The sequence below is a fragment of the Pseudoalteromonas sp. CF6-2 genome, assembly GCF_021729425.1.
Classification (GTDB): Bacteria; Pseudomonadota; Gammaproteobacteria; order Enterobacterales; family Alteromonadaceae; genus Pseudoalteromonas; species Pseudoalteromonas arabiensis.
The window spans coordinates 885956-907597 of record NZ_CP091442.1 but is presented as its reverse complement, the minus strand read 5'-3'; the positions used below and the strand labels follow the sequence as shown (position 1 = coordinate 907597).

Sequence of the window (21642 nt, the reverse complement as noted above, 5' to 3'; positions counted from 1 at the left end):
GGGTTTTATAAATAACTAAGAACAAATTGCAGTAAAAAATAAACGCCTTATAGATAAAAACAATTATTTACAACAATTTCAACAGGTTAAAAAATTTAACGGTATGGCATATCAATTGCTTTTATAAAAATGAATGTTTAACAAAGTAAGGAGATAATGATGAACAGCGATCGTTTAGAAGGCAATTGGAAAGAGTTAAAAGGTAAAGTGCAACGTAAATGGGGCGACCTTACCAATGATGATTTAGATAGAATCGAAGGTAGCCGTACAGAGCTTGTTGGTAAAATCCAGCAAAAATACGGCAAATCGAAAGAAGAAGCAGAGCGTGAAGTTAATGACTTTGAGAAAAGCCATTAATTTTGCAGCCTAACAAAAGCCGCCATCGGCGGCTTTTGTACTTATTTTGTTAGTGCTATTGCTTGGCCTGCAAGAGAAAACACATTTTTAAGCATTAACTTTAAAATATGCCTGATAGATGCATACGTAAACGAGATTGCTTTGAATGGATAGCCACAAAAAGCCAGCATGTAACCTAAAATTCCCTTCACATCACTTGTATAATTTTTAGAGAGATCGATGCTGTCGGTTAATGCTTTAGCAATTTGATCATAGACGGTAAGCGTATTCGTGTAGTGGTTTTGTATCGCATATAACTTACCTGTATCACGTAAATATGTGATTAATGCAGCGCCTATTTTTCTTGCCCATCTTGAAGTACGGCTGCACTCTAATCGCTTATCATAATCAAGCCTGACTTCTTCTTGAATCCGTTTTTCCATGCCCTTATTGATTGCAGCATAACTTTTAAAATTACTCGCAGTATGTAAGTAGCCTGGCGTCTGGTCTGTCATACTATGGGCTTTTGGAGTAATTGTTGCAGCACCATTTAAAATATATTCTTGCTCCGTATGCATAAATGGCCAGACTGGCACTAAAGGTACGGGGTCGGCGGCATGCACACAGCGATAAACATGGTTATTTGTTGCTGCTTCTGTCTGTATAGCAAAGCTATGATAACCAACTCGTGGAGCACCAAAAGTATAAAGCTTCACATTTGCACCAAAGTGATTTTTTAACCAATTCGCAGCCAAATTAGCCAAAGCACCGCCTAAGCTATGACCCACAACATGTATATTTAGCTTTTTGCTCGCTTTTTTACTAAAAAATTGTTCTAACTGCTTTCTAAATGAGTTAAAGGTGTGATTAAACCCCGCATGCACAGGCTGACTATTACTACAGGTACTCAAACCACAATTAAGGTCAGTAATCACATCTCGCATTTTCGCCGTACCGCGTAACGCTAAAACATAATCACCTTCAAATAGTCCCTTTTTGCCTTTTGCAATACAACCAAATTCAGTTTTATGATTAAACATTCGTTCTAAAACTGAGCCACTCACCCCCTGAACTGGCTCAGACTCCAGCGTAAAAAGAGAATTAACTCGTTCAACGTAAGGGTTGGTAGCTATTAAAGGTTGTTTATCTAATAGTTCATATGCAATTGCAGCGAAGTTAGCCGCAATTGCAGGACTTAAAGTCTTCATTTTCATTTCCTTATAATTTTGATTTTGAAACCTTAATCTTCTTCAATCTCAGAAAGATCGAAATAATCACTTTGCTCTAAAATCTCAAAATCTTTATCCCAACGCCCAATACTGACGGCTTCAAATGTATAGCCTTCAACTTTTGTGTTCTCAAATTTAAAAAGTACTTTATCACTAGAAATATCTGCAACTAAACATCCTAGCTTCTTGGCATATTCTTCACGATAACTAAAACCTGACAATCTTGCCCCCCATAAGCAGTACTCTTTACTCTTATGTGTTAAAAGAAGTGACTGGGAAGTAAAAATTTCTGCAAATGGCACTGCGGGTTGATTAGAGCGAATATTGGTTTCAGGAAATGAAAAGCCGCCTTTATCATCGGTATAGGCAAAATCTTCTACATATTTTCCATCAGAGAAACGAAGCCTTCTTTCTATTTTTGCGTTTACTAAAGGTTTACCATTTTCACTAACTTGACCTTTAACTTCGGGGCATAGGTGTACCTTGTATGCACCAAAATAGTTACCCAACTTCTTAAATGATTCTAAGAGTGACATTAAAAATGAGCCTCAAAACAGGCTGTGAACTTAACGGGAAGAAGATGTTGATGATATTCCTTATCTTGACTCACTATTCACATGCCCTTGTAAATAATGAGCACATAGTACACAACTCAGCGATGAAAAAAAATAGTATCATTGTAAATAATTGTGCCGCAAAACTATGCCAAGCAGATTAGTCTTTAGGTATTTTGCTTTTTAAAACTTGCTTTAAAATTAATATTGAGAGTTTTTTAAAGGAAATAAGTTAACGCTATGATGAGGCTTAAGTGTTATGACTGACACTCTTCATCATCAGATTCAATTTCCGATAATCCATAGTATGAGTCAAGATCTATAACTTCAAAGTCCTCATCCCAACGAGCTATACCACCAGCACTTAGTTTATAACCTTCGACTTCATCATTTCTGAAAAAGAAAGATACTTTTTCATCAGATATATCTGCTTTCAAACAACTTAATTTTTTAGCATATTCATTGCGATACCTTGTACCTGACAATCTCGATGTCCATAAAATATATTTAGTGCCTTCATAAATAAGCGTTATGATTTGAGATGTAAAAAGCTCTGCAAATGGCACTGCGGGTTGGTTAGAGCGAATATTGGCTTCAGGAAAAGAAAAGCCGCCTTTGTCATCAGTATATACATAGTTTTCTACATGTTTTCCGTCAGAGAAACAAAGTAGCCTTTCTATTTTTGCGTTAATTAAAGGTTTGTCATTTTCACTCACTTGGCCTTTAACTTCGGGGCATAGGTGTACCTTGTATGCACCAAAATAGTTACCCAACTTCTTAAATGATTCTAAGAGTGACATTAAAAATGAGCCTCAAAACAGGCTGTGAACTTAAGAAGAAGATGTTGATGATATTCCTTATCTTGACTCACTATTCACATGCCCTTGTAAATAATGAGCACATAATACACAACTTAGTGATAAAAAGTAGCATCAGTAAAAATAATTGAGTCGGCGAGGCTTATTAGGCTGGCTCGTGTTTGGCCAAATCAGGCTCAGCAACTGTTTGGTTTTTACCTTGAGATTTTGCTTTGTATAGTCGCTTATCAGCAATATTTAAGCATTGATCAATACTGTCCACTAGAGTTCGCTGATACAAACCAATACTTAAACTCACATTGAAGGAATGCTTACCACTTTTAAATGTATTATTTGCGAGTTGTGTGTGTATTTCATCAGCAACGTTTCGTGCGCGAAGTTCATGCCCTTTTGGGATTACAATTAAAAACTCTTCACCACCCCAACGCGAATTAATGTCTTCATCGGTACACACTTTCTTAAAGATATCGGCAATAAAGATAAGCACTTCGTCACCCACTTGGTGACCATAGGTGTCATTCACTTGTTTAAAGTTATCAACATCAATTAAAAGAAACACGGCGCCCTCTGCAAAGCAACGACTTTGCATACACTCTGTCGCATAACGTCGGTTTGATAAACCGGTCATGGCGTCGGTGCGGGCCAGCTTTTTGTTTATTTTAAGCTGTGCTATGAGCTCACGACTGTACTTATTTCGGTAATACTCATAGAACGCGCCAAGTATACATAAAATTGAAAAGCACAGCATAACTCGTGTAGGAAAGTAATGACTTGGATAACTGTAATAACCCAATTTGTCCGTGTAATAAAAGAGAGTTGAAATCACACAAGCAAGCACGATTAAGTCTATCGCTCCGCGCTTTAAGCCACGAATAAAAAAGGTCACAGGCGAGGCAATAAATAACCATAAAGGACCTGTACCATGATTACCGCCAGACACTATCAAAAAGCACATAATCGCATATAAGGTGTAAAGCATCAGAATAGCAATTGTATGGTCACGATTTTTGATTATAAACGGACTGGCAAATACACCCACAGCAACCACTAGCATACTACTAAGAAGGGTGTAGCCATCTAAGTAACTAGTAATAGACATAAAAAAAGAGGTAACAGCCCCAATGAATGCAAATACACGTAAAAACAGTGCTTTATCTTGCTGACTTGCATTGACTGTATCGATCACACTTTTGCCTTGCGTTTATTATTGCTTATTCCTAAATAACTTTAACACAAATATCTAATAATGAAGGCGTAATACAGCTTTTCACATGCTAAATGCTTAACAAAAAGAATAAAGTATTAAAAATACCGACCTTTTTGTTCATTAAGGCTAGGTTATTTTTACCTTAAACAGGAGCAAAGTTTCTATAAATTAACTACTTATAGCACTATCAAAACTGAGAGCTAGGCGAGTAAGAGGTTAGCCATGTTTATATGGCAGATTATTTTAACTACGACGAACGGCTGCATGCGCGACTAGCTCATCAAGTTGATTCTGATGCTGACGAGCCTGTTTTTGCTTTGTCTGATATGCTTTTTTAGCAATTACGCCCTCTAACCCCTTCGTGAATGAAAGTTGTTGGATACAAGCATGTTGTTGCCGTGATTGATCGCCTTGTAGCTGCGTTACTCGTTCGGCCTGCTGCTGCGATAGCCCATGCAGAATGTGTTTCATGCCTGCTAAATTTTGCAAACCAATTGCATTACCCATCTGGTTGTTTGTTTGCATTTCGTCGATAAATTGCTTTAGTTGGGCTAGTCGCTGTTGCTCTACTTCGGTTTGTTGTTTTAGAACTGCCTGCTCAGAGAGCATGTTATCAAGCTTCTCTTGTTGCATGTCTTTAAACTTATCTAGCATCATGTTTTCCTATTAACTGCGAAAGCTGTTGATTTGTAGTCGCAAAGTCTGCTTTTTCATTTAATGATTGGCATAAGAATGCTTCTATTTGTGGATACAAGTGTACAGCTAAATCCAATTCAGCATCTTTCCCTGCTTGGTAGGCACCAAGCGGTATTAATTCATGTACTTGTAGGTATCGACTGTAGAGCTTTTTAAGCTTATAACAAAAGGCAAGCTGCTCAGAGGAGACAATGTTAGGCATAACACGGCTTATAGATGCGCCAATATTAATAGCTGGATAATGACCTTTTTCTGCAAGCGTTCGGTCCAATACAATGTGGCCATCTAAAATAGCCCGCGCATTGTCCGCAATTGGGTCTTGCTGGTCGTCCCCTTCTGCTAATACCGTGTAGATCGCAGTCATTGAACCTTTACTTTTTTCACTGTTTCCAGAGCTTTCAACTAACTGAGTTAGCTTACTAAATACCGATGGCGGATACCCCTTAGCGACAGGCAACTCGCCAACCGCAAGGCCTATTTCTCGCTGTGCTTGCGCATAGCGAGTCAAAGAGTCCATCAATAACAGAACATTTAAATCTTGGTCACGATAAAAAGCAGCCAGTTGATGACTTAACTCCGCCGCTTTTGCTCGCAGAAGCGGTGAATCATCAGCAGGGGAAGCAATTACGATGGCCTTTTTGAGCCCTTCTGGACCAAGACTTTGTTCTATAAATTCTTTCACTTCCCAGCCACGCTCACCAACTAGAGACACGATTACAACGTCTGCACTGGTAAAGCGAGTCATCATGGCCAGTAGCTTACTTTTACCGACACCTGAGCCTGCAAAAAGCCCTAAACGCTGCCCTTTTCCAACGGTAAAAAGACCGTTTATTGAACGGACTCCTACATCCAAGGGTTCGCTCACCCCTTTACGCTGCAATGGATTTAAAGAGGGTTGTTTTTTTAGAACGCAATCAGCTCCTAAATCAACACGACTTAAGTTACCTAAATCATCTATCGGTTGCATTTGTGCATCAATTACTCTTCCGAGTAAAGACATATCAACCTTTATCGCTTGTGTATCAGCAACAGCTCTGACTCTCGCACCTGCGTATAAACCATCTGCTTTATTTAGTAGCATCAAGAACGCTTTGGTATCATCAAAACCAATCACTTGAGCGTCATTCCACGTGCCATCAATGCTCTCGACTTGGTATTTTTTTGCCATTAAAAACTGCCCGCCGACAGCTGTTAATGTCATACCATTGACTCTTACAAGACGACCGTAACTTTGGATTAAAGGCGGGGCTGTCAGCTGTTTTGTAGCAGTATTAAGAACATGAGATAACACGGTATTACTCATGAATAACTTGACCGTTTAGAAGGGCTGGCGTTATATCAGCAAGTACAGCATCTAAACGCTCTGAAAGAGACAAGCTATGGCTTTGCTCACTAGAAATAAGCTTTACACTGCCGCTTGCAAGTTGAGGCTCAAAACTCACTGTTAGGGGTATTTTATCAAAGCTTGAATCGTCAAAAAGGGCCGCATCAGCGCTAGAAAAAACAATTTCGTTAACATCATCTCGCCCTGCTAATAAATTGAGGGCCTGTTCGACTAAATCAATTAAGCAATTAGGCTGCAAAGTTAACTCACAGGCAATTACCTGCTCCGCGACCTTTGCAACTAACACACTAAGATCTTTTAGTACCTCATTAGACAGCAGATTAAGTTGTTGCTTTGTTTGCTGTGTTAGCACATCGAATTGTGCCAGCATTTGCTGCTTTAATTCTAGTTCACGCTCTTGTAGTAATAGTTCAGCTTGCTGCGAGACGCGCTTTTCTATATCAGCTTGTAGCGCCGCTTGACCTTGCTTTAATCCCTCATCATAACCCTTTTGCCAAGCAGCCTGCTCAGCTGCCTCGATACGCTGTTGAACACTCTGGTGCTGTTGTTCTTTTGTTAACGTTGGAAATTGATAAGCTTGCATAGCACTTAACCCGCGGTCTCTTCTTCGTATAGCTGATAAGTAATTTCTTCTCGCTTGCTCATATCACGTACAATGCTCATGATTTCACGACGTGCAGCATCCACTTTACTCACCGGCTGTGATGTTGTTGCTTCTAACTGCTGTTGATACACTTGCGCTAAGCGTTTTGGTAATGCCCCCAAAAGGCGCGCCACAATTTTTTCATCTGCGCCTTTTAATGCCATCAACCAAAGCTCGTCAGGTACGTCGTTCATTAATTGAGAAAGGGTCTCATCACTTTGCAGTAATAAACTGGCAAAGTCATACATACGCTCTTGTACTGCATCTGCCACTTGTAAATCATGCTTTTTAATAACTTCAATAATTTGGCTTTTATTGCCGCTATAACGGCTCATAATATCAGCGACTTTATCAACACCATTTACCTGAGAGCCGACTTGCTTGCCGACAAACTCAATACAGGCTTCAATGGTTAATCGAATATCATCCATCACATGCTCACTGACTTCTCGTAAGCTGGCAATACGGTATAATAGGTCTTCATGCTTTGCTTCAGGAAACAATGCAATGACAGCAGCGGCTTGATCCGCTGGTAAAAACGCTAAAAACAGCGCTTGCATTTGCACATGTTCATGCTCTAAGAAACGGACAATTAGCTCAGGTGGGATCCACTCTAAACGACGCAGATCGTCACTCATCGCGCCACCATAAATATCATCTAACATGCCACGGGCAAGCTTACGTCCAACGGCTTTATCAAGTGCTCTTTCAAGATACAGCCTTGATGCACCATTAACCCCACTTTCGTTACGGTAACAATCGAAAAAACTGGTGAGCGTGTCAGCTACATCATTTTTTGTAATGTTAGAAATACTGGCCATTCGCTCTGAGATTGCCTGTACCTCACGGCGACCGAGTTTACGGATCACACTTGCTGCATTTTCTTCGCCCATACTGAGCAGTAAAATAGCAGCTCTATCGAGTGACGCACGAGCAGGTGCTGACATTGTCACATTATCTTGATTTACTTGACTCAACTTCAACTCCTTGCTCTACCCAATATTTAATAACAGAGGTTACACGCTCGGTTTCTCGGCTTGCTAATAACTGCATATGTGCAATTTGCTCTTCAAAATCACTGCCTATCTTAGGCAACGCAATATTTTCACCTTCCTGCTCAGGCTGCTCATTTTTGCTATCTCGCTCAAGTGCGCCATCCAGAGGTGTACTTTGTCTTTCATAGGCATCGCTTTTAGCGGCGGCTAATTTTTCTTGCTCATTTTCACTTGGTGTTGAAGCTGTTGTTTTGCCTTTAATCAAATGATTTACCAGCGGTCTTACCGCAAAGAAAATAAGCATTAAACTAATAAAAGTACCGAAAATGTAACGAGCATACTCTCGAATTTCAGGCATTTGCCACCATTGTAATCCGTCAGACGGTACAAAAGGTTTTGCTTCAACAAATGCAAAACTGGTGATATTGAACTGATCGCCACGCTGCTCATTAAAACCGGTGGCTGTTTTAACCATTTCGCCTAAAGAGTTTAGGCCTTCTTGGCTCCAACCTTCAGCTGTGGCTGCGGCTTGTTCATTAACAAGTACCGATACGCTCATTGAGCTTAAGCGTCCAACTTCAAAACGAGTATGGGTAACAGAGCGGCCATTTTCATATTCACGGCTACTTTCACTGCGTTCAGACACTCGTTCATTTTCAGCCTCTTCACCTTCTTGATCTGGCAATGGAGGTTGATTAGCCAGTGAACCTGGAATACCACCGGCAAATTGGTCTTGTCGAGAATCTGATTTAACCAATTCTTGCTTTAACACCCCTTGTGGGTCTACCGCTTCACGTGTTTCTTCAACAACGCTAAAATCAACATCTGTTGAGACCTGAATTCGAAAATTTCCTTCGCCTAAAATAGGCAGTAACATAATTTCAGCGCGTTGTTCTATGTTACGTTCAACCTTTTCGATAAAAGCGAGCTTCTTATCACTTTCTTTACCAACGGGAGTGGTATCAAATAAATCACCCGACAGTAACTTTCCGCGCTGATCGACTACTGATACATCTCGCGGGTTTAAACCTGGTACCGAGCCAATGATGAGTGAAATAATAGCTTCTACTTGTTCAGCTTTTAGCTCATGCCCTGGCGCTAAATCAACCATTACAGATGCAGCTGATTTTTGCTCTTCCCTACCTATAAATAAGCTACGCTTTGGTATTGCTAAATGTACTCGCGCATTGCGAACACCTTGCATATTAATAATGGTTCGAGCAAGTTCTCCCTCCAAAGCATGTTGATATTGCATCGATTCCATAAACTGGCTTGTGCCCATCGACACTTTAGCACTTAGGTTATCAACGCCCTCAGGCATTGAAGCTTTAATACCACGTGCCGCTAGAGTGATTCGTGCGTCTGCTAATTTTTCTTGAGGAACTAAAATATTGCCTGTGTCGTTATCGATACGAAACACAATTTGTTCTTTATCCAATATTTCTAAAATATTAGCTTTATCATAACTTTCTTGGTTGCCGTAGAGTGGCACGTAGTTCTTTGCTGATGTCCACAAAATAACAACGATAGTTGCAGCTACTAACGTCGCCAATAAAGCGATTGTCGCGACATTTCTATCATGGCTTTTATTTGAAAAGTTTATTTTATTTGAGAAGTTTACGACTTTTTCACGTAGGTTTGTCTCCCCAGACATCGGCGGTACAGCTTTAGTTAATTCGCCTTTCATAACAACCTCTACAGTGACATACGCATGACATCATCAATGCCATTAAGTAGTTTATTGCGTACTTCCATTAACATTGAGAAGCTTAGGCTGGCTTTTTGACTTGCGACCATTGCCCCCACAACATCATCCGTTTGCCCCGTATCTACCGCATGCATCATTTGCGATGAGATATTTTGTTGCTCATTAACAGCGCGAACAACTGTTTTGAATTCAGTACTAATTGCTGCGTCTTGATATTTACTTGCTGCAGGCGCAATGCTCTCTGCCGCAGCTAGTTGCTGCATATCAGTCATTTTTCCAAGCAGAAGGCGTTGACTTTCAATAGGTGACATTACTCTGTTCCTTAAATTAAGCGATTGCGTCTATATCCATGCCATACTCACGCATGGCGGCTATTTTGTATCGAAGAGCTCGGGTACTCACACCGAGTGCCTCTGCGGTTTGGGTTCTGTGTCCTTTGAAACGGCTAAGTAAATCATAAATATAATCAAATTCAGCTTGTTTCTTGCTATGTTTTAACTGTGACGCACTGGTTGTCGTGAGTGCTTTAACGTTTTCGGGTAGGTTTAGATCTGCCGCTTGAATTTCGACACCGCGAGCCATCACTAATGCCCTTTGCACTACATTTTCCAGCTCACGAACATTACCTGGCCAGTGATAGCTATGCATCAACTGCTCTGCCTGTTGACTAAAGTGAAACTTCTCATCTCCGTATTTAGCAATAAAATACTTCGCTAATGGTAAAATATCGTCACTTCGGTCACGTAATGCTGGCCACATTAACGGCAATACATCTAAGCGGTAAAATAAGTCTTCACGAAAAAGGCCTTTCTCTACTTGCTCACGCAGTGGCTTATTGCATGCTGCAATCACACGAATGTCGAGTTTAATGCGTTGATGACTGCCTAATCGCTCAACCTCTCGCTCCTGTAGGACACGAAGTAATTTAGCTTGCAGCTCTAAAGGCAGTTCAGTTATCTCATCCAGTAAAATAGTGCCGCCATTTGCAAGCTCAAACTTACCCGCTTGCTGTGCTACCGCCCCCGTAAATGCACCTTTGTTATAACCAAATAACATAGACTCCAGCATATTTTCTGGAATAGCTGCGCAGTTAACCGCAATAAATGGCTTATCTGCACGTGGAGAAGATTGATGAATGAAGTTAGCGAGCTTTTCTTTACCTGTACCCGACTCACCCATAATGAGTACGCTTGCAGATGTTTGTGCTGCACGATTGGCAAGTCTAAGCACTTGCTGTGATTTCAGTGACACAGCAATTAAGTCACTCACACCATGCTTCATAGAATCAGCGTTACGGATAGTTAGTTTGAGTTGATCAGCAAAAAACGGTTTAAGTAAAAAGTCGACAGCCCCATTATTGAGTGACTGTGAAGCAAGCTCACCTTGGTTCGATTCCACAAGCGTGATAATTTGTCCACCTTGATGAGTTCTTTTAACTAGTTTTACCAAGTCAACCAAGTTCATTTGTGCTTGTTGAGCATCAATTAATACCAGTTCAGGCTGATAACTCAAACAATAACCAATAGCATCGGGGATCGAATCTGTGTACAGAAGTTGATACTGCTCATCATTGATCGCCAATTCAATTTCACGTGATGGTTGTTCTGGCGCAAGCCATAGTAGATGTTTCTGATCCATATTCCTTCTCACACCTTAGCTTTTTTGACGAAATAGACGAATTAAGACGCGCCTATTTGAAGACTGACCGTTCGAATCTGAATTGCTTGCCACGGGATAGCGTCCTCCGTGAGCCCTGATCTCAATTAACTTTGCATCGATCCCGTACTCAATAAGTCGGGATGCCACATCATCGGCTCTTTCTTTCGATAACAAACGATTGGCAAGTGGAGAACCTACATTATCTGTATGTCCATCAATCATGACTTTCTTAACTTTAGGATCGAGTTGAATATAACGAACTAGTTTCTCTAAATAACGCAGGTCTGCGGCACGTTTAACAACACGCTCTCCTGAGTCAAAATTAATTTCATAATCTCTCGCTTGTCGCCAAGATAAAGGTGCTAATTTTTCACGGCATTGCTGGTATTTATCAATCGCGTTATCACTATGAGTTGTAGGAAAAGTCAGTCTCAGTTGCTCATCGCCAAACCCGACGATTGTATCTAACCAGTAGCCTTGCTTAATGGCGCTTAAAAGAGGTGCAACACCTTGTTTAAACGTAACCTGTTGCTGCTCAATATTGGCTGAAAAGAATTGTATAGAAGGGGCGATTGCTTGCTTGTTTTGCCAATCCGCTGTACGGGCAAATACTTGTACATCCGTGATATCACGTTCGGTTAACAACCACTTAAAATCTAGGTGCTGTGGCTCTGCAGGCTCGCTAATAATCGATAATTGCGCATAACTATCTAATTTTTGGCTAAGTTGGCAATAAAAAGCATCACCACTGACATACCATGTTGCCTGCTCATAATTTTGGGTAATTACGCGTTCAGCTTTCACAGGCAATGCATAAGCAGTTATAATGCCTACAACAATTAAAAAAGTTGCCTTAACAAGCTGATATGAGTTGTTCATTCGTATTCCAATTATCATAAACAGCCCAATTAAGGGCTTTAACGTATATAATAAGCGGAACAAATTGCCTGAAGAGGCGAATAGACGTGCCGCTAAGTTAATGTAACCCCACTATCATGACCTTGCGGTTTTAGACTGGAAGCTTTGCGTCCTACCCTTTCGGTGTAGTTTGCCATTTAATTGTCTTAGTGTTTCCAACTAAGTAACTGTTATTATAAAACAGTTAACAAGTACCTAATTCTTAATGATTATAGATAAAAAAAACCAAAAAGCAACATTACGGGTATTTATTCATATTAAATTCATACCGCTTACACTATCCTAAAGAGCCAACGATACTAACTTTAATATTATCAGGCACTTCATTATAAGAAAGCACTGATAAACCTCCCTTCGTAAATGAACGTGCATAGCGCGCCAGTAAAGGTCTTAGCTGCGGAATAACAATCAACACAGGGTTAACACCTTGAGATTTCATTTCATCAGTAATCACAGGCATGGCTCGTTGGAACTGGCCAAGTAAATTAGGATCTACAGCAAAACTATCTAATGCTACCTTCCCTGCTTGCATGGCTTGTTCTAACGAACTTTGCATCGTTTGCTCTAGTTTTTCATCTAAGCTATAAGCAGCTAATTCGTCACGATTGCCCATCACTTGTTTTACTAACACACGTTTTAGTGCACAGCGTACATCGGCAGCAAGTAGAATCGGGTCTTTTGTGACTTCGATACTGTCAACTAAAGTGCCTGCAATAGTCACGATATCACCAATCGCGACATGCTCCTTAAGTAGCATTCTCATCACTTTTAGTTGCAGGTTAATTGGTAAAGACTTTTCAAGCGCATCAGCCAAACTAGGTGATACAGTCTTTAATCTCTCGTGTAAGTTTTGAATATCTTCATAACTAAACAGCTCATCTAAATGCTCTTTTATCACTTTGCCCATATGCGTTGCGATTACCGTGGCTAAGTCGACAACTGAATAACCCATATTCAGTGCCTTGGCTTTATTTTTCTCATCAACCCACACAGCTTCCAAACCATAAGCTGGGTCCGTCGTTAGTTCACCATCTAACTGGCCGTAAGTATCGCCGGTGTTTAAAGCTAGTAGCTGCTTGGCATTCAGTTGAGCAGACGCAACGGCCACTCCTGCTAGTTTGATTTTATATTCTTGAGGATTAAGATTGAGATTATCTTTAACTCTGATTTCAGGTAACAAGAAACCAAGTTGTTCAGATAAGCTTTTACGCATACCACGTATTGTTTTTGCTAGCTCCTCACCTTTTTCCTTATCGGCCAGATAAACTAAACGAAAACCAAGCTCAACGCTTAAAGTATCGACATGCGGAATATCTTGCCAGCTCAGAGCTGCTTGTTCTTGGGCAATTGTATCTGTAATACTTTGCGCTTCTTCTAACTGCCCTTGTGGTGTCTTTTTGTAAAGTCGCCAAGCAACATACAAAAGAGGCAGTGCAAAGCCAATAAACGCAAGGCTTGGCATGCCTGGCACAATACCTAACACCAGCATGACTAATGCGGCTGTTAGAATCACTCTTGGTGAGGCAAGTAACTGGCTTCCCACCGCTTCACTCATGTCACCTTCATCGTTCATTCTGGTAACAATAATTGCCGCAGCAACAGCCAGTAATAATGAAGGGACTTGTGCAACTAAGCCGTCACCAATTGTTAAAAGAGCGAAACGTTGAAATGCTTCAGCCATGCTCAAGTCATGCTGAAATACCCCAATGCTGACACCACCCAGTAAGTTGATCACTAAGATGATCAGACCGGCTATTGCATCACCGCGTACAAATTTAGAAGCACCATCCATTGAACCATAGAAATCAGCTTCTTGTGCCACGGTAGTACGTCGTTCTTTAGCTTGTTCTGGGCCAATTAGTCCCGCATTTAAGTCGGCATCAATTGCCATTTGCTTGCCTGGCATTGCATCAAGAGTAAAACGTGCTGCAACTTCAGAGATACGCTCGCCACCTTTGGTGATTACGACAAAGTTAATCACCATCAGAATAATGAATACGACGATACCAACAACATAGTTGCCACCAATCACCACCTCACCAAATGCTTGAATGACTCGCCCTGCCACATCAGAGCCTTCATGACCATGTAGTAAAACAACCCTAGTCGATGCAATATTTAGAGTAAGGCGCATTAAGGTTGCAACCAACAGAATGGTTGGGAAAACAGAAAAATCGAGTGGTTTCGAACTTGAAACAGCAACCAATAACACGATCACAGAAAGTACAATATTAAAGGTGAATAAGGTATCCAGTAGCCATGCGGGTAATGGCAAAATAACCATAGATAAAACAGCTAACAGCAATACCGGTATAGCAGTATAAGGTCGGGTTAAACTACGCCAATTCAAAGTCATTCTCCACCATTATGGTTTTTGTAAATTTTTTGGAATTTCAAGTTCAGGCAATGGCGCTGGCGCTTGACCTCGCCCTTGCTTGTAAGCCTTTAGCTGCATTACGTAAGTAAGTACATAAGCAACCGCTTTATAAAGTCCATTAGGTACTTCTTGGTCGATGCGTGTCGAAAAATAGATAGCCCGCGCTAAAGCAGGTAACTCAATAACTTCTTTATTGTGCTGACGCCCTAATGTTCTGATCCTAAGTGCCATTTCATCCATGCCTTTAGCGACAACATAAGGTGCTTTGGCTTTTTCTTCGTTATAGCGAATCGCAACCGCATAGTGTGTTGGATTTGTAACAATCACGTCTGCTGTGGGGACCCGCTCTTCGATACGCCTATTTGCTTGCTGATATTGAATTTGCTTAATTTTGCTTTTGATCTCGGGGTTACCATCGGATGATTTGCGCTCTTCCTTGACTTCTTGATGGGTCATTTTAATTTTATCTAGAATTTGTTTTTGCTGAATAGGCACATCAATCACAGCTACAAATAACAGCAAAGTTACAGTGATCATCATAGCTAAAAATAGCAGGCTAATACCTTGATTTAGAGCCACCAGCAAGTCTTGATTTTGTAAGGCTACTAACTGCTGCCATAACTGAGTCAAAAAGCTAAATAAGCAAATAGCCAACAAGGCAATTTTAATCATCGACTTTAACAGCTCAGTCAAAACCTGTTTACCAAACATTCTTCCTAAACCCGAAAGAGGATTTAGCTTACTTAACTTAGGTGCGAGTAATTTTTTTGAGAAAATAAACCCACCAGGTAACACCCCCGTGATCCACATAGCGCAAAACGCGAGCAATAAAAACGGCACTAAAGTTGCCAGCATATCGAGTATTGCTTGAGCTATGGCATTTGGCATGAGTTTCGTATTATCGATAATACGATGATCCAGTTGCATACTTGTGCGCATCAAGCCAATAAATAGGTCATAAAATAAATTAGCGAAAAACAATAGCCCTGCCACACTCACCATCAATAAAATAGCCGTATTAAGTTCTTTAGAACGGGCTACCTGCCCATCTTCACGTGCTTTTTTGAGGCGCTTTTCACTGGGCTGTTCTGTTTTTTCTTGTGCACTGTTATCTGACATTCACCCTCCCATCGCCGTTTTAAATACGGTTAAAACATGGTAGGTCAATTTAGCAAATGCATTGCCTGTGTAACTAAGTGTCATAAATACACAAAAGAAACCCATTATTAAGGCCATCGGAAAGCCTAAAACAAAGATATTCAAAGAAGGAGCTGCGCGACTTGCTACGCCAAACGTTAGATTGACTAACATCATGGCAATCACGCCAGGTAGTGCAAGTAGTAGAGTAGAGGCTAATAACCAAGCAAATAAATTAACGACAGCCATAATGTCCAAGTTATAAATACTGCTGCCTATAGGCCAAACAGTAAAACTCTCGACCATAACGTGCAACGTAATTAAATGACCGTCAGCGGCAAAAAACAAAAGCGCAGCCATTATCCAGAATAACTGTCCTAATAATGCAACCTGATTACCACTGCCAGGGTCCATTACCAAAGCCATCGATAAACCCATTTGCATCGACAACACAAGACCAACCAGAGACATCACTTCAAACAACAACCGCAAGGCAAGCCCCATTAAGACACCAAAAATGATCTGCTCAACAGTCAGCACGACAGCATCTAACGAAAAAATATCAACCGCTGGAGCGAGTGGCAATTGCCCTGCCACTAAAAAGGCCAGCATCATAGCCACAGCGATTCGGGCGCGTGGAGTCACTGCGGGGTTTTCAAATACTGGCATTGCCCACAGCAAAGCCGAAAACCGAACAAATGGCCACCACATGGTGCCCATCCAGCTAACAATGTCGTTACTGGTTAAAGCAATTAAGGAGTTCAACCAAAAACCCCTGGGATCATAAACTTAAGGTCTTCAAACCACGTCAATAAGGTGCGCACTAACCAATGCCCTGCAAACACCACCATTAACAGTGTTAGCAGCATACGAGGTAAAAAGGTTAACGTTTGCTCTTGAATAGAGGTAGCGCCTTGTATAACTGCCACCACAATACCCAAGATAAGCCCAGGTACTATCAGTACCAAAATCATCTCTATAATGGTATAGACTGCATCGGCAATCAGTTGCGTGGCCATCTCAGGACTCATATTGGCCCTCCGAATGTCGCAGCCAGCGTTCCTGCCACCATTGACCAACCATCAGCGAGTACGAACACCATCAGCTTAAATGGTAAGCTGATAATCAATGGGGATAACATCATCATACCCATCGACATCAATACGCTGGCAACCACTAAATCAATAATCAAGAAGGGAATAAAGAGCATAAAACCGATTTGAAAAGCGGTTGTCAGCTCACTAAGCACAAAAGCAGGCATAAGTACTTCAAATGGAATTTCATCCGCTTTTAAGTTGGTGGGCTCATTAGCAATTAAAAGCACTTGATGTAGCTCGCTTTCACGTGTTTGCTTAAGCATAAATGCACGTAGAGGCTGTTCAGCTCGAGCTAGTGCTTGCTCTAATCCCATCTCTTCTGCTTGAAAAGGCTTATACGCATTTTGATATATATCTTGCCAAACCGGACGCATAATAAGCATGGTGAGCATCAATGCAATACCAATTAAGACACGATTTGGGGGACTTTGCTGTAGCCCCATTGCTTGGCGCAAAATCGCGAGCACAACAATGATCCGAGTAAAGGAAGTCAGTACCATTAACAACGCTGGTATTAAACTCAACACCGTCATCATTAACAAAATTTGTAGCTTGACGTTATAGTCTTGCCCTTGCTCTGTGTCTTGCAACGAGAACAATGTTAATTCTTGCGCGTTTAACCAAGTTGGTAAAAGAAGGATAAGTAAACCAAACCCGACGTTGAATGCACTGCGTAAATTCATTACTTAACTATCCGCCTTTTCTTGCTCATCTTGGCTGATAAACTTAATGCCATATTGGCCATCAACCAGTACAACTTCAGCTTTCGCAAAGTATACACCGTTCACTTTCACATCCATCGGCTCACCTGCGGCTTTGTCTAAGCGTAAAACATCGCCGTGTTTGGCTTGTGATAACTCACCTAACGTTAATTCTGTGCTCGCGACTTCTAGCGTAATAGTTAACGGCACATCAGCAAATACAGACATATCATTCTCATTGCTTGGCTCAGCGCTTAAGTTGTCTAAGCCATCAAGCTCTAAACCTGCTAATGCATCATCAAGGTTGTCAGTCATAATTCATTTACTCTTTATTTGTGTTATCTGTAATTTGGAAAGTCAAACTGGCATCTTGTTGTACAATTTGACCTGTAAAGAAGGTTTTATTACCTAACTTGAAAGAAGCAGGCTCACTAAGTTGAATAGGCAATACCTCACCATTTAATGCCGCTTTTAACTGCCTTAACGTGACTTTTTTGCGCGCCATTTCAACATGTCCTCTCACTAAAAATTGGCTGCTTTTTTCCATATTTAATAAGTGTGTTTGTTGTTCGTCATGCTCGCTTTGCGGTTGACTAAAGAAAGCCACTGGCAACCAAATGAACCAGCTGATCACATCGTTATCAAGAATTAACCGTACTTTAAATGCAAGGTAATTGACCGCGCTCGGTAAGTTGTTAGTGCTACATGGCTCAGCGAGTAAGCATGCCCGCTCTTTAAAAATAAGCTCTTGAATACCCTGAACTTGTTTTTGTAATAACCGTGCACAAATGCGGCTTTCTGTGCGTGTTAACTCTGCTGGCGGCTCTTCTGCTACAGCCTTATTAGCTTGGCTTAAATCACCACCTAGGCATAAATCAGCCATTCTGTGAGCACTTGTGTAATCCAATGCGATATAAGCATCAGCGTCTATTGGCTCAAAAACAGAACTTTTAAAGAAAACGCGTTTCGCTTCAGCTAGCCAGCTTTGCAAGGTGCTGTGTGAACATAAGTTAATATCAACAGCAAACTGACTATCATTAAATAGCTGTCCTAACTCAAACTCGATGGCTTTATGCAAACTAAACTCACCCGCTCGCTGATGGGCAATTTCGTATTGACGTTGTTGCTGTGTGATCGCATACGGCCTAAACTCTTTACCTTGTTCAGCCTTGAAGAGCTTTATTTTTGGCTTAACAAATTGCTTCATAAAATTTTCCAATATCCAAAAGTGTGGCTATAAAGTCGTTGTGTAATTAGCCTGCTTTTGTAACTCAGCAACTAACTCTATACGCCTTAATTCATCTTTCTTTTGCCATTCAATACCAACAAAGTTCAGTTTTTCTGTAACGGGATACGTATAACGAATTGTGCCAATAAAAGCATTACTATCATTAAATGCTACACGGACCTTGCCCGGTAACTTATGCTCATTTGGCACCAACATTCCAGCCCCACCTACGCTAATATCTTTAACCACAGCACGGCATATAAAGTAGTTAAACAACCATGAATGATGCAGCTTAACGGCAATGCCACCTTGTTGCATTGCCGCAGGAAGTTGAGTATCTTGCTCACAAAGCGGCCAGCGAGGGTGAGTTCGTTTCGACTCTTCTGACTTATTCATATAACTCCTGCGAGCGTAATACTGGCTGATTTGCTGTTGCAGCACTAGCGGCCTTTTTAACAGGATTATTGATGTTATCCTCAGCGAATAACGCCTCTAACTCTGATTCTGCCTTTTTGGTCAGAATCAGGATCTCGACACGTCTATTTTCACTCGCAAATCTATCTTTTTGATTAATCGGTCTATTAGAAGAAAAAGCATTAACTTGCATAACTTGGTTTGTTGGCATCCCACCTGCTGCCATGATTTTTCTTGCTTGAAATGCACGTGCACCTGATAAGTCCCAGTTATTCGACTGAGTTCCTTTGAATGCACTGGCATCACTGTGACCCGAAATAATGATTTTGTTTTCAATACTTCTGAACAGGCCACCTAAGTGTAAAAATAAGTCTTCAAAAAATGGCGACATGGTTTGCTCTGAACGCGCAAACATTTGATGATTTTTGTCATCTTGAATAATTACTCTGAGCCCAGAACTAACTTTCTCAACCTGCAGATTGTTCTGTAATAGCTCTTCTTTGGCTAAATCTTGAAAGCTACTTAGTAATAAACTCAGCTCACTTGATGCTGCAAATTCACTGTCAATCACTGAATTAAGCTTATCGCCTTTCCCCGCTAAAGGCGCATGATCGCCTTTAGGTACTTTTAAATATTCACTCATGCCTGGGCGAGGATTATCAGGTGGCAAGCGATTTGATGCTTTATGATCAACAACGGAAGGTGACCCCCCTAAATCGACAGGAAAAGGGCTATTGCCTGGTTCAAATAATGCGGGGCTACCATCAAAGATTGAATGTGTACGCATATAATGAGCAATATCTTTTCGCTCTTGCTCATTGGTAATAGCCATGATCCATAGCACCATGAAGAACGCCATCATCGCTAATGTGAAATCAGCAAAGGCGACTTTCCAAGCACCACCATGCTTGCCACTCTTTGCTGAGCGGCGACCACGTTTAATAATTACTGGGTTAGAATTATTCATTTAAGCTGCTCGGTTATTGATCCACTGTTCCATCGTGGTAAAAGAAGGTTTACTTTCTTGTGTTATCAGTTTTCGACCAGAGTCAGTCGCCACAATAGCTACATGGCCTTTTGCGTGGGCAACCAACATAGCTCGAACACACTCAAGCATAGTCATTTGTTTCTTTACATACTGCTGCATAGCCGATGACAGAGGTGCTAATAGGCAGTAACAACCAAAAATACCAACAAAGGTTCCCACCAGTGCTGCCGCAACGTGATAGCCAATTTCGCTCAATGGTCCATCTAAGTGCTGCATCGTGATAATAATGCCACCTACCGCAGCTAAAATACCGAAACCGGGCATTGCTTCGGCAATGTCGCCTAACGCATTTGACGGCTTCATTTTTTGCTCTTCAATGGAAAAGATCTCTTGCTCTAACATAGCATCGAAATCATGTGGGCTAATTTTTCCCATGCTGTATAAGCGTAGGTTGTCACAAATAAATGTTACTAACTCAGGAAAGGCTGTGACCTGTGGGTAGGCTAAAAAAATTGAGCTAGTATCAGGGTTTTCTACATGATCATCTAACTCTTTAATCCCTTTTAGGCGAGCCAGTTCAAGTAAGGTGTATACCACCATGAGCAAGTCATGATACAAGTCTTTGTTATTTTGATTTTTATTGCCAAAGAATTGATATTTTAACTGACTTAACATTTCAGTTAAAACATGACGTGAATTACCAACAATAAGTGCTCCTAAGCCCGCACCAAAAATGATTACAAACTCTGCAGGCTGCCACATACTCGCTAAGTTACCACCAGCAATAGCAAAGCCACCTAGTACGGCGGCCAGCACAACGACTAAACCTAATATTCTTTGCATAATTGTTTTCCCGGTTGGTTATTCACTTTGTTGAAGTTTTCTTGTTAAAGATTCTATTGCCAATTTATGTAGTTGGCAGACCCGTGCTTCGGTTAAATCAAGGGCAAGGGCTATTTCTTTCATGTTCATTTCATGGCTGTAGTAAAGATGCAGTAACAACTTGTTTCTTTCTGGTAGGCTGGCGAGTGCTTTTTGTAGCATTAAAGCCGTTTCTGTATGTGATAACTGGCTGCCTGCATCAGTAAACGAATCATCGTGACCGAGCAATGCTTCGAGGCTATCAATTGCTTCAGCTTGACTTGCATAATGCAGTTTCAACAGCTGGTCTAAATCAATATCCAATGCTTGACATAGCTCACTATCATTTGGCTCTCTGCCTAGTTGCTTCAATAACTTGCGCGAAGCATCACGCAATTGATGCGACTGTTGTCTTAGTTGTCGTCCTCGCCAATCTATTCGACGAAACTCATCTAGCATCGCGCCCCGAATACGCTTAAAAGCAAATGCCGAAAATTGTTCGTCGACATTTCGACCATAACGACGAATTGACGAAAGCAGTGCCACTAAACCTATTTGCTGAATATCGTCCATGTCGACAACAACACCCAATTGCGTTCGCATGTGGGAAGCTGCACGCTTCACTAAGTATGCATACCGTTCGAGTAGTTCCCCCTCGGTATGTGTACTCATTAAACCTGCTTGCTGCTCATCCGAAGATGGCCATTGTTGTTCAACTAACATACGCGTTC

24 protein-coding genes and 1 riboswitch are annotated in these 21642 nt (G+C 41.1%); of the genes, 1 reads left to right on the top strand and 23 read right to left on the bottom strand.

Features of this window, described 5'->3' with window-relative positions; genetic code table 11:
- The first annotated feature begins 159 nt into the window (after positions 1–159).
- Positions 160–357 carry a CsbD family protein gene (locus tag L3Q70_RS04265; RefSeq protein ID WP_062570328.1) on the top strand — a complete coding sequence of 66 codons (198 nt, stop codon included), beginning with the start codon at positions 160–162 and terminating at the stop codon, positions 355–357.
- Positions 358–398: 41 nt separating this feature from the next.
- Here the strand turns inward: L3Q70_RS04265 and L3Q70_RS04260 are convergent, their stop codons facing one another.
- The 23 genes from L3Q70_RS04260 to L3Q70_RS04150 form a co-directional block, all read right to left on the bottom strand.
- Positions 399–1544, bottom strand: a complete 1146-nt coding sequence (locus L3Q70_RS04260) for a lipase family protein (RefSeq protein WP_237114899.1) — start codon at positions 1542–1544, stop codon at positions 399–401.
- Between the two features lie 32 nt (positions 1545–1576).
- Complete coding sequence (locus tag L3Q70_RS04255; RefSeq protein WP_237114898.1) at positions 1577–2101, bottom strand: DUF4198 domain-containing protein; 525 nt, start codon at positions 2099–2101, stop codon at positions 1577–1579.
- Between the two features lie 275 nt (positions 2102–2376).
- Positions 2377–2919, bottom strand: coding sequence for a DUF6795 domain-containing protein (locus L3Q70_RS04250; RefSeq protein ID WP_237114897.1), 543 nt, complete (start codon positions 2917–2919; stop codon positions 2377–2379).
- A 163-nt stretch (positions 2920–3082) separates the two neighbouring features.
- Positions 3083–4123, bottom strand: a complete 1041-nt coding sequence (locus L3Q70_RS04245; protein ID WP_237114896.1) for a GGDEF domain-containing protein — start codon at positions 4121–4123, stop codon at positions 3083–3085.
- Between the two features lie 264 nt (positions 4124–4387).
- Complete coding sequence (locus L3Q70_RS04240) at positions 4388–4801, bottom strand: hypothetical protein (RefSeq protein WP_237114895.1); 414 nt, start codon at positions 4799–4801, stop codon at positions 4388–4390.
- Complete coding sequence (locus tag L3Q70_RS04235; RefSeq protein ID WP_062570321.1) at positions 4788–6143, bottom strand: FliI/YscN family ATPase; 1356 nt, start codon at positions 6141–6143, stop codon at positions 4788–4790. Before L3Q70_RS04235 ends, L3Q70_RS04240 begins: the two co-directional genes overlap by 14 nt.
- Positions 6136–6768, bottom strand: coding sequence for a FliH/SctL family protein (locus L3Q70_RS04230; protein ID WP_062570320.1), 633 nt, complete (start codon positions 6766–6768; stop codon positions 6136–6138). Before L3Q70_RS04230 ends, L3Q70_RS04235 begins: the two co-directional genes overlap by 8 nt.
- A gap of 5 nt (positions 6769–6773) precedes the next feature.
- Positions 6774–7805, bottom strand: coding sequence for a FliG C-terminal domain-containing protein (locus L3Q70_RS04225; RefSeq protein WP_237114894.1), 1032 nt, complete (start codon positions 7803–7805; stop codon positions 6774–6776).
- Positions 7783–9510 (bottom strand): flagellar basal-body MS-ring/collar protein FliF, encoded by a 1728-nt coding sequence (gene fliF, locus L3Q70_RS04220; RefSeq protein WP_193988443.1) that lies wholly within the window; start codon positions 9508–9510, stop codon positions 7783–7785. The genes L3Q70_RS04225 and fliF overlap by 23 nt, the downstream gene beginning before the upstream one ends.
- 8 nt (positions 9511–9518) lie before the next feature.
- Complete coding sequence (locus L3Q70_RS04215) at positions 9519–9842, bottom strand: flagellar hook-basal body complex protein FliE (RefSeq protein ID WP_062570318.1); 324 nt, start codon at positions 9840–9842, stop codon at positions 9519–9521.
- A 16-nt stretch (positions 9843–9858) separates the two neighbouring features.
- Entirely contained in the window at positions 9859–11169 is a 1311-nt protein-coding gene (locus tag L3Q70_RS04210; RefSeq protein ID WP_130151065.1) for a sigma-54 dependent transcriptional regulator, read from the bottom strand.
- 15 nt (positions 11170–11184) lie between these two features.
- Positions 11185–12069, bottom strand: coding sequence for an OmpA family protein (locus tag L3Q70_RS04205; RefSeq protein ID WP_237114893.1), 885 nt, complete (start codon positions 12067–12069; stop codon positions 11185–11187).
- A 98-nt stretch (positions 12070–12167) separates the two neighbouring features.
- A riboswitch (cyclic di-GMP riboswitch) is annotated at positions 12168–12253 on the bottom strand.
- A 132-nt stretch (positions 12254–12385) separates the two neighbouring features.
- Complete coding sequence (flhA, locus tag L3Q70_RS04200) at positions 12386–14464, bottom strand: flagellar biosynthesis protein FlhA (protein ID WP_276574698.1); 2079 nt, start codon at positions 14462–14464, stop codon at positions 12386–12388.
- Between the two features lie 9 nt (positions 14465–14473).
- Positions 14474–15604 carry a flagellar biosynthesis protein FlhB gene (flhB, locus tag L3Q70_RS04195; protein ID WP_193988441.1) on the bottom strand — a complete coding sequence of 377 codons (1131 nt, stop codon included), beginning with the start codon at positions 15602–15604 and terminating at the stop codon, positions 14474–14476.
- Positions 15605–16387 (bottom strand): flagellar biosynthetic protein FliR, encoded by a 783-nt coding sequence (gene fliR, locus L3Q70_RS04190; RefSeq protein ID WP_062570315.1) that lies wholly within the window; start codon positions 16385–16387, stop codon positions 15605–15607.
- The gene (locus tag L3Q70_RS04185; protein WP_130151061.1) at positions 16384–16653 is read right to left on the bottom strand and encodes a flagellar biosynthetic protein FliQ; all 270 of its coding nucleotides are present in this window, start codon (positions 16651–16653) and stop codon (positions 16384–16386) included. The genes fliR and L3Q70_RS04185 overlap by 4 nt, the downstream gene beginning before the upstream one ends.
- On the bottom strand, positions 16650–17402 hold the full coding sequence (gene fliP / locus L3Q70_RS04180; RefSeq protein ID WP_062570313.1) for a flagellar type III secretion system pore protein FliP: 753 nt from the start codon (positions 17400–17402) through the stop codon (positions 16650–16652). The genes L3Q70_RS04185 and fliP overlap by 4 nt, the downstream gene beginning before the upstream one ends.
- Positions 17403–17405: 3 nt before the next feature.
- Positions 17406–17735, bottom strand: coding sequence for a FliM/FliN family flagellar motor switch protein (locus L3Q70_RS04175; protein ID WP_062570312.1), 330 nt, complete (start codon positions 17733–17735; stop codon positions 17406–17408).
- Positions 17736–17742: 7 nt separating this feature from the next.
- The gene (locus L3Q70_RS04170) at positions 17743–18627 is read right to left on the bottom strand and encodes a FliM/FliN family flagellar motor switch protein (protein WP_062570311.1); all 885 of its coding nucleotides are present in this window, start codon (positions 18625–18627) and stop codon (positions 17743–17745) included.
- 27 nt (positions 18628–18654) lie between these two features.
- Positions 18655–19044 (bottom strand): PilZ domain-containing protein, encoded by a 390-nt coding sequence (locus L3Q70_RS04165; protein WP_062570310.1) that lies wholly within the window; start codon positions 19042–19044, stop codon positions 18655–18657.
- Positions 19037–20029, bottom strand: a complete 993-nt coding sequence (locus L3Q70_RS04160; RefSeq protein WP_062570309.1) for a flagellar motor protein MotB — start codon at positions 20027–20029, stop codon at positions 19037–19039. The genes L3Q70_RS04165 and L3Q70_RS04160 overlap by 8 nt, the downstream gene beginning before the upstream one ends.
- On the bottom strand, positions 20030–20893 hold the full coding sequence (gene motA / locus L3Q70_RS04155; protein ID WP_062570308.1) for a flagellar motor stator protein MotA: 864 nt from the start codon (positions 20891–20893) through the stop codon (positions 20030–20032). It lies immediately after the preceding gene.
- A gap of 18 nt (positions 20894–20911) precedes the next feature.
- Positions 20912–21634, bottom strand: coding sequence for a FliA/WhiG family RNA polymerase sigma factor (locus L3Q70_RS04150; protein ID WP_237114892.1), 723 nt, complete (start codon positions 21632–21634; stop codon positions 20912–20914).
- Positions 21635–21642 lie beyond the last annotated feature (8 nt).

Coding starts and splice junctions, on each gene's coding strand:
- L3Q70_RS04265 (WP_062570328.1), top strand. CDS start 160: ATGAACAGCGATCGTTTAGAAGGCAATTGGAAAGAGTTAAAAGGTAAA.
- L3Q70_RS04260 (WP_237114899.1), bottom strand. CDS start 1,544: ATGAAGACTTTAAGTCCTGCAATTGCGGCTAACTTCGCTGCAATTGCA.
- L3Q70_RS04255 (WP_237114898.1), bottom strand. CDS start 2,101: ATGTCACTCTTAGAATCATTTAAGAAGTTGGGTAACTATTTTGGTGCA.
- L3Q70_RS04250 (WP_237114897.1), bottom strand. CDS start 2,919: ATGTCACTCTTAGAATCATTTAAGAAGTTGGGTAACTATTTTGGTGCA.
- L3Q70_RS04240 (WP_237114895.1), bottom strand. CDS start 4,801: ATGATGCTAGATAAGTTTAAAGACATGCAACAAGAGAAGCTTGATAAC.
- L3Q70_RS04235 (WP_062570321.1), bottom strand. CDS start 6,143: ATGAGTAATACCGTGTTATCTCATGTTCTTAATACTGCTACAAAACAG.
- L3Q70_RS04230 (WP_062570320.1), bottom strand. CDS start 6,768: ATGCAAGCTTATCAATTTCCAACGTTAACAAAAGAACAACAGCACCAG.
- fliF (WP_193988443.1), bottom strand. CDS start 9,510: ATGAAAGGCGAATTAACTAAAGCTGTACCGCCGATGTCTGGGGAGACA.
- L3Q70_RS04215 (WP_062570318.1), bottom strand. CDS start 9,842: ATGTCACCTATTGAAAGTCAACGCCTTCTGCTTGGAAAAATGACTGAT.
- L3Q70_RS04210 (WP_130151065.1), bottom strand. CDS start 11,169: ATGGATCAGAAACATCTACTATGGCTTGCGCCAGAACAACCATCACGT.
- L3Q70_RS04205 (WP_237114893.1), bottom strand. CDS start 12,069: ATGAACAACTCATATCAGCTTGTTAAGGCAACTTTTTTAATTGTTGTA.
- flhA (WP_276574698.1), bottom strand. CDS start 14,464: ATGACTTTGAATTGGCGTAGTTTAACCCGACCTTATACTGCTATACCG.
- flhB (WP_193988441.1), bottom strand. CDS start 15,604: ATGTCAGATAACAGTGCACAAGAAAAAACAGAACAGCCCAGTGAAAAG.
- L3Q70_RS04185 (WP_130151061.1), bottom strand. CDS start 16,653: ATGAGTCCTGAGATGGCCACGCAACTGATTGCCGATGCAGTCTATACC.
- fliP (WP_062570313.1), bottom strand. CDS start 17,402: ATGAATTTACGCAGTGCATTCAACGTCGGGTTTGGTTTACTTATCCTT.
- L3Q70_RS04175 (WP_062570312.1), bottom strand. CDS start 17,735: ATGACTGACAACCTTGATGATGCATTAGCAGGTTTAGAGCTTGATGGC.
- L3Q70_RS04170 (WP_062570311.1), bottom strand. CDS start 18,627: ATGAAGCAATTTGTTAAGCCAAAAATAAAGCTCTTCAAGGCTGAACAA.
- L3Q70_RS04165 (WP_062570310.1), bottom strand. CDS start 19,044: ATGAATAAGTCAGAAGAGTCGAAACGAACTCACCCTCGCTGGCCGCTT.
- L3Q70_RS04160 (WP_062570309.1), bottom strand. CDS start 20,029: ATGAATAATTCTAACCCAGTAATTATTAAACGTGGTCGCCGCTCAGCA.
- motA (WP_062570308.1), bottom strand. CDS start 20,893: ATGCAAAGAATATTAGGTTTAGTCGTTGTGCTGGCCGCCGTACTAGGT.
- L3Q70_RS04150 (WP_237114892.1), bottom strand. CDS start 21,634: ATGTTAGTTGAACAACAATGGCCATCTTCGGATGAGCAGCAAGCAGGT.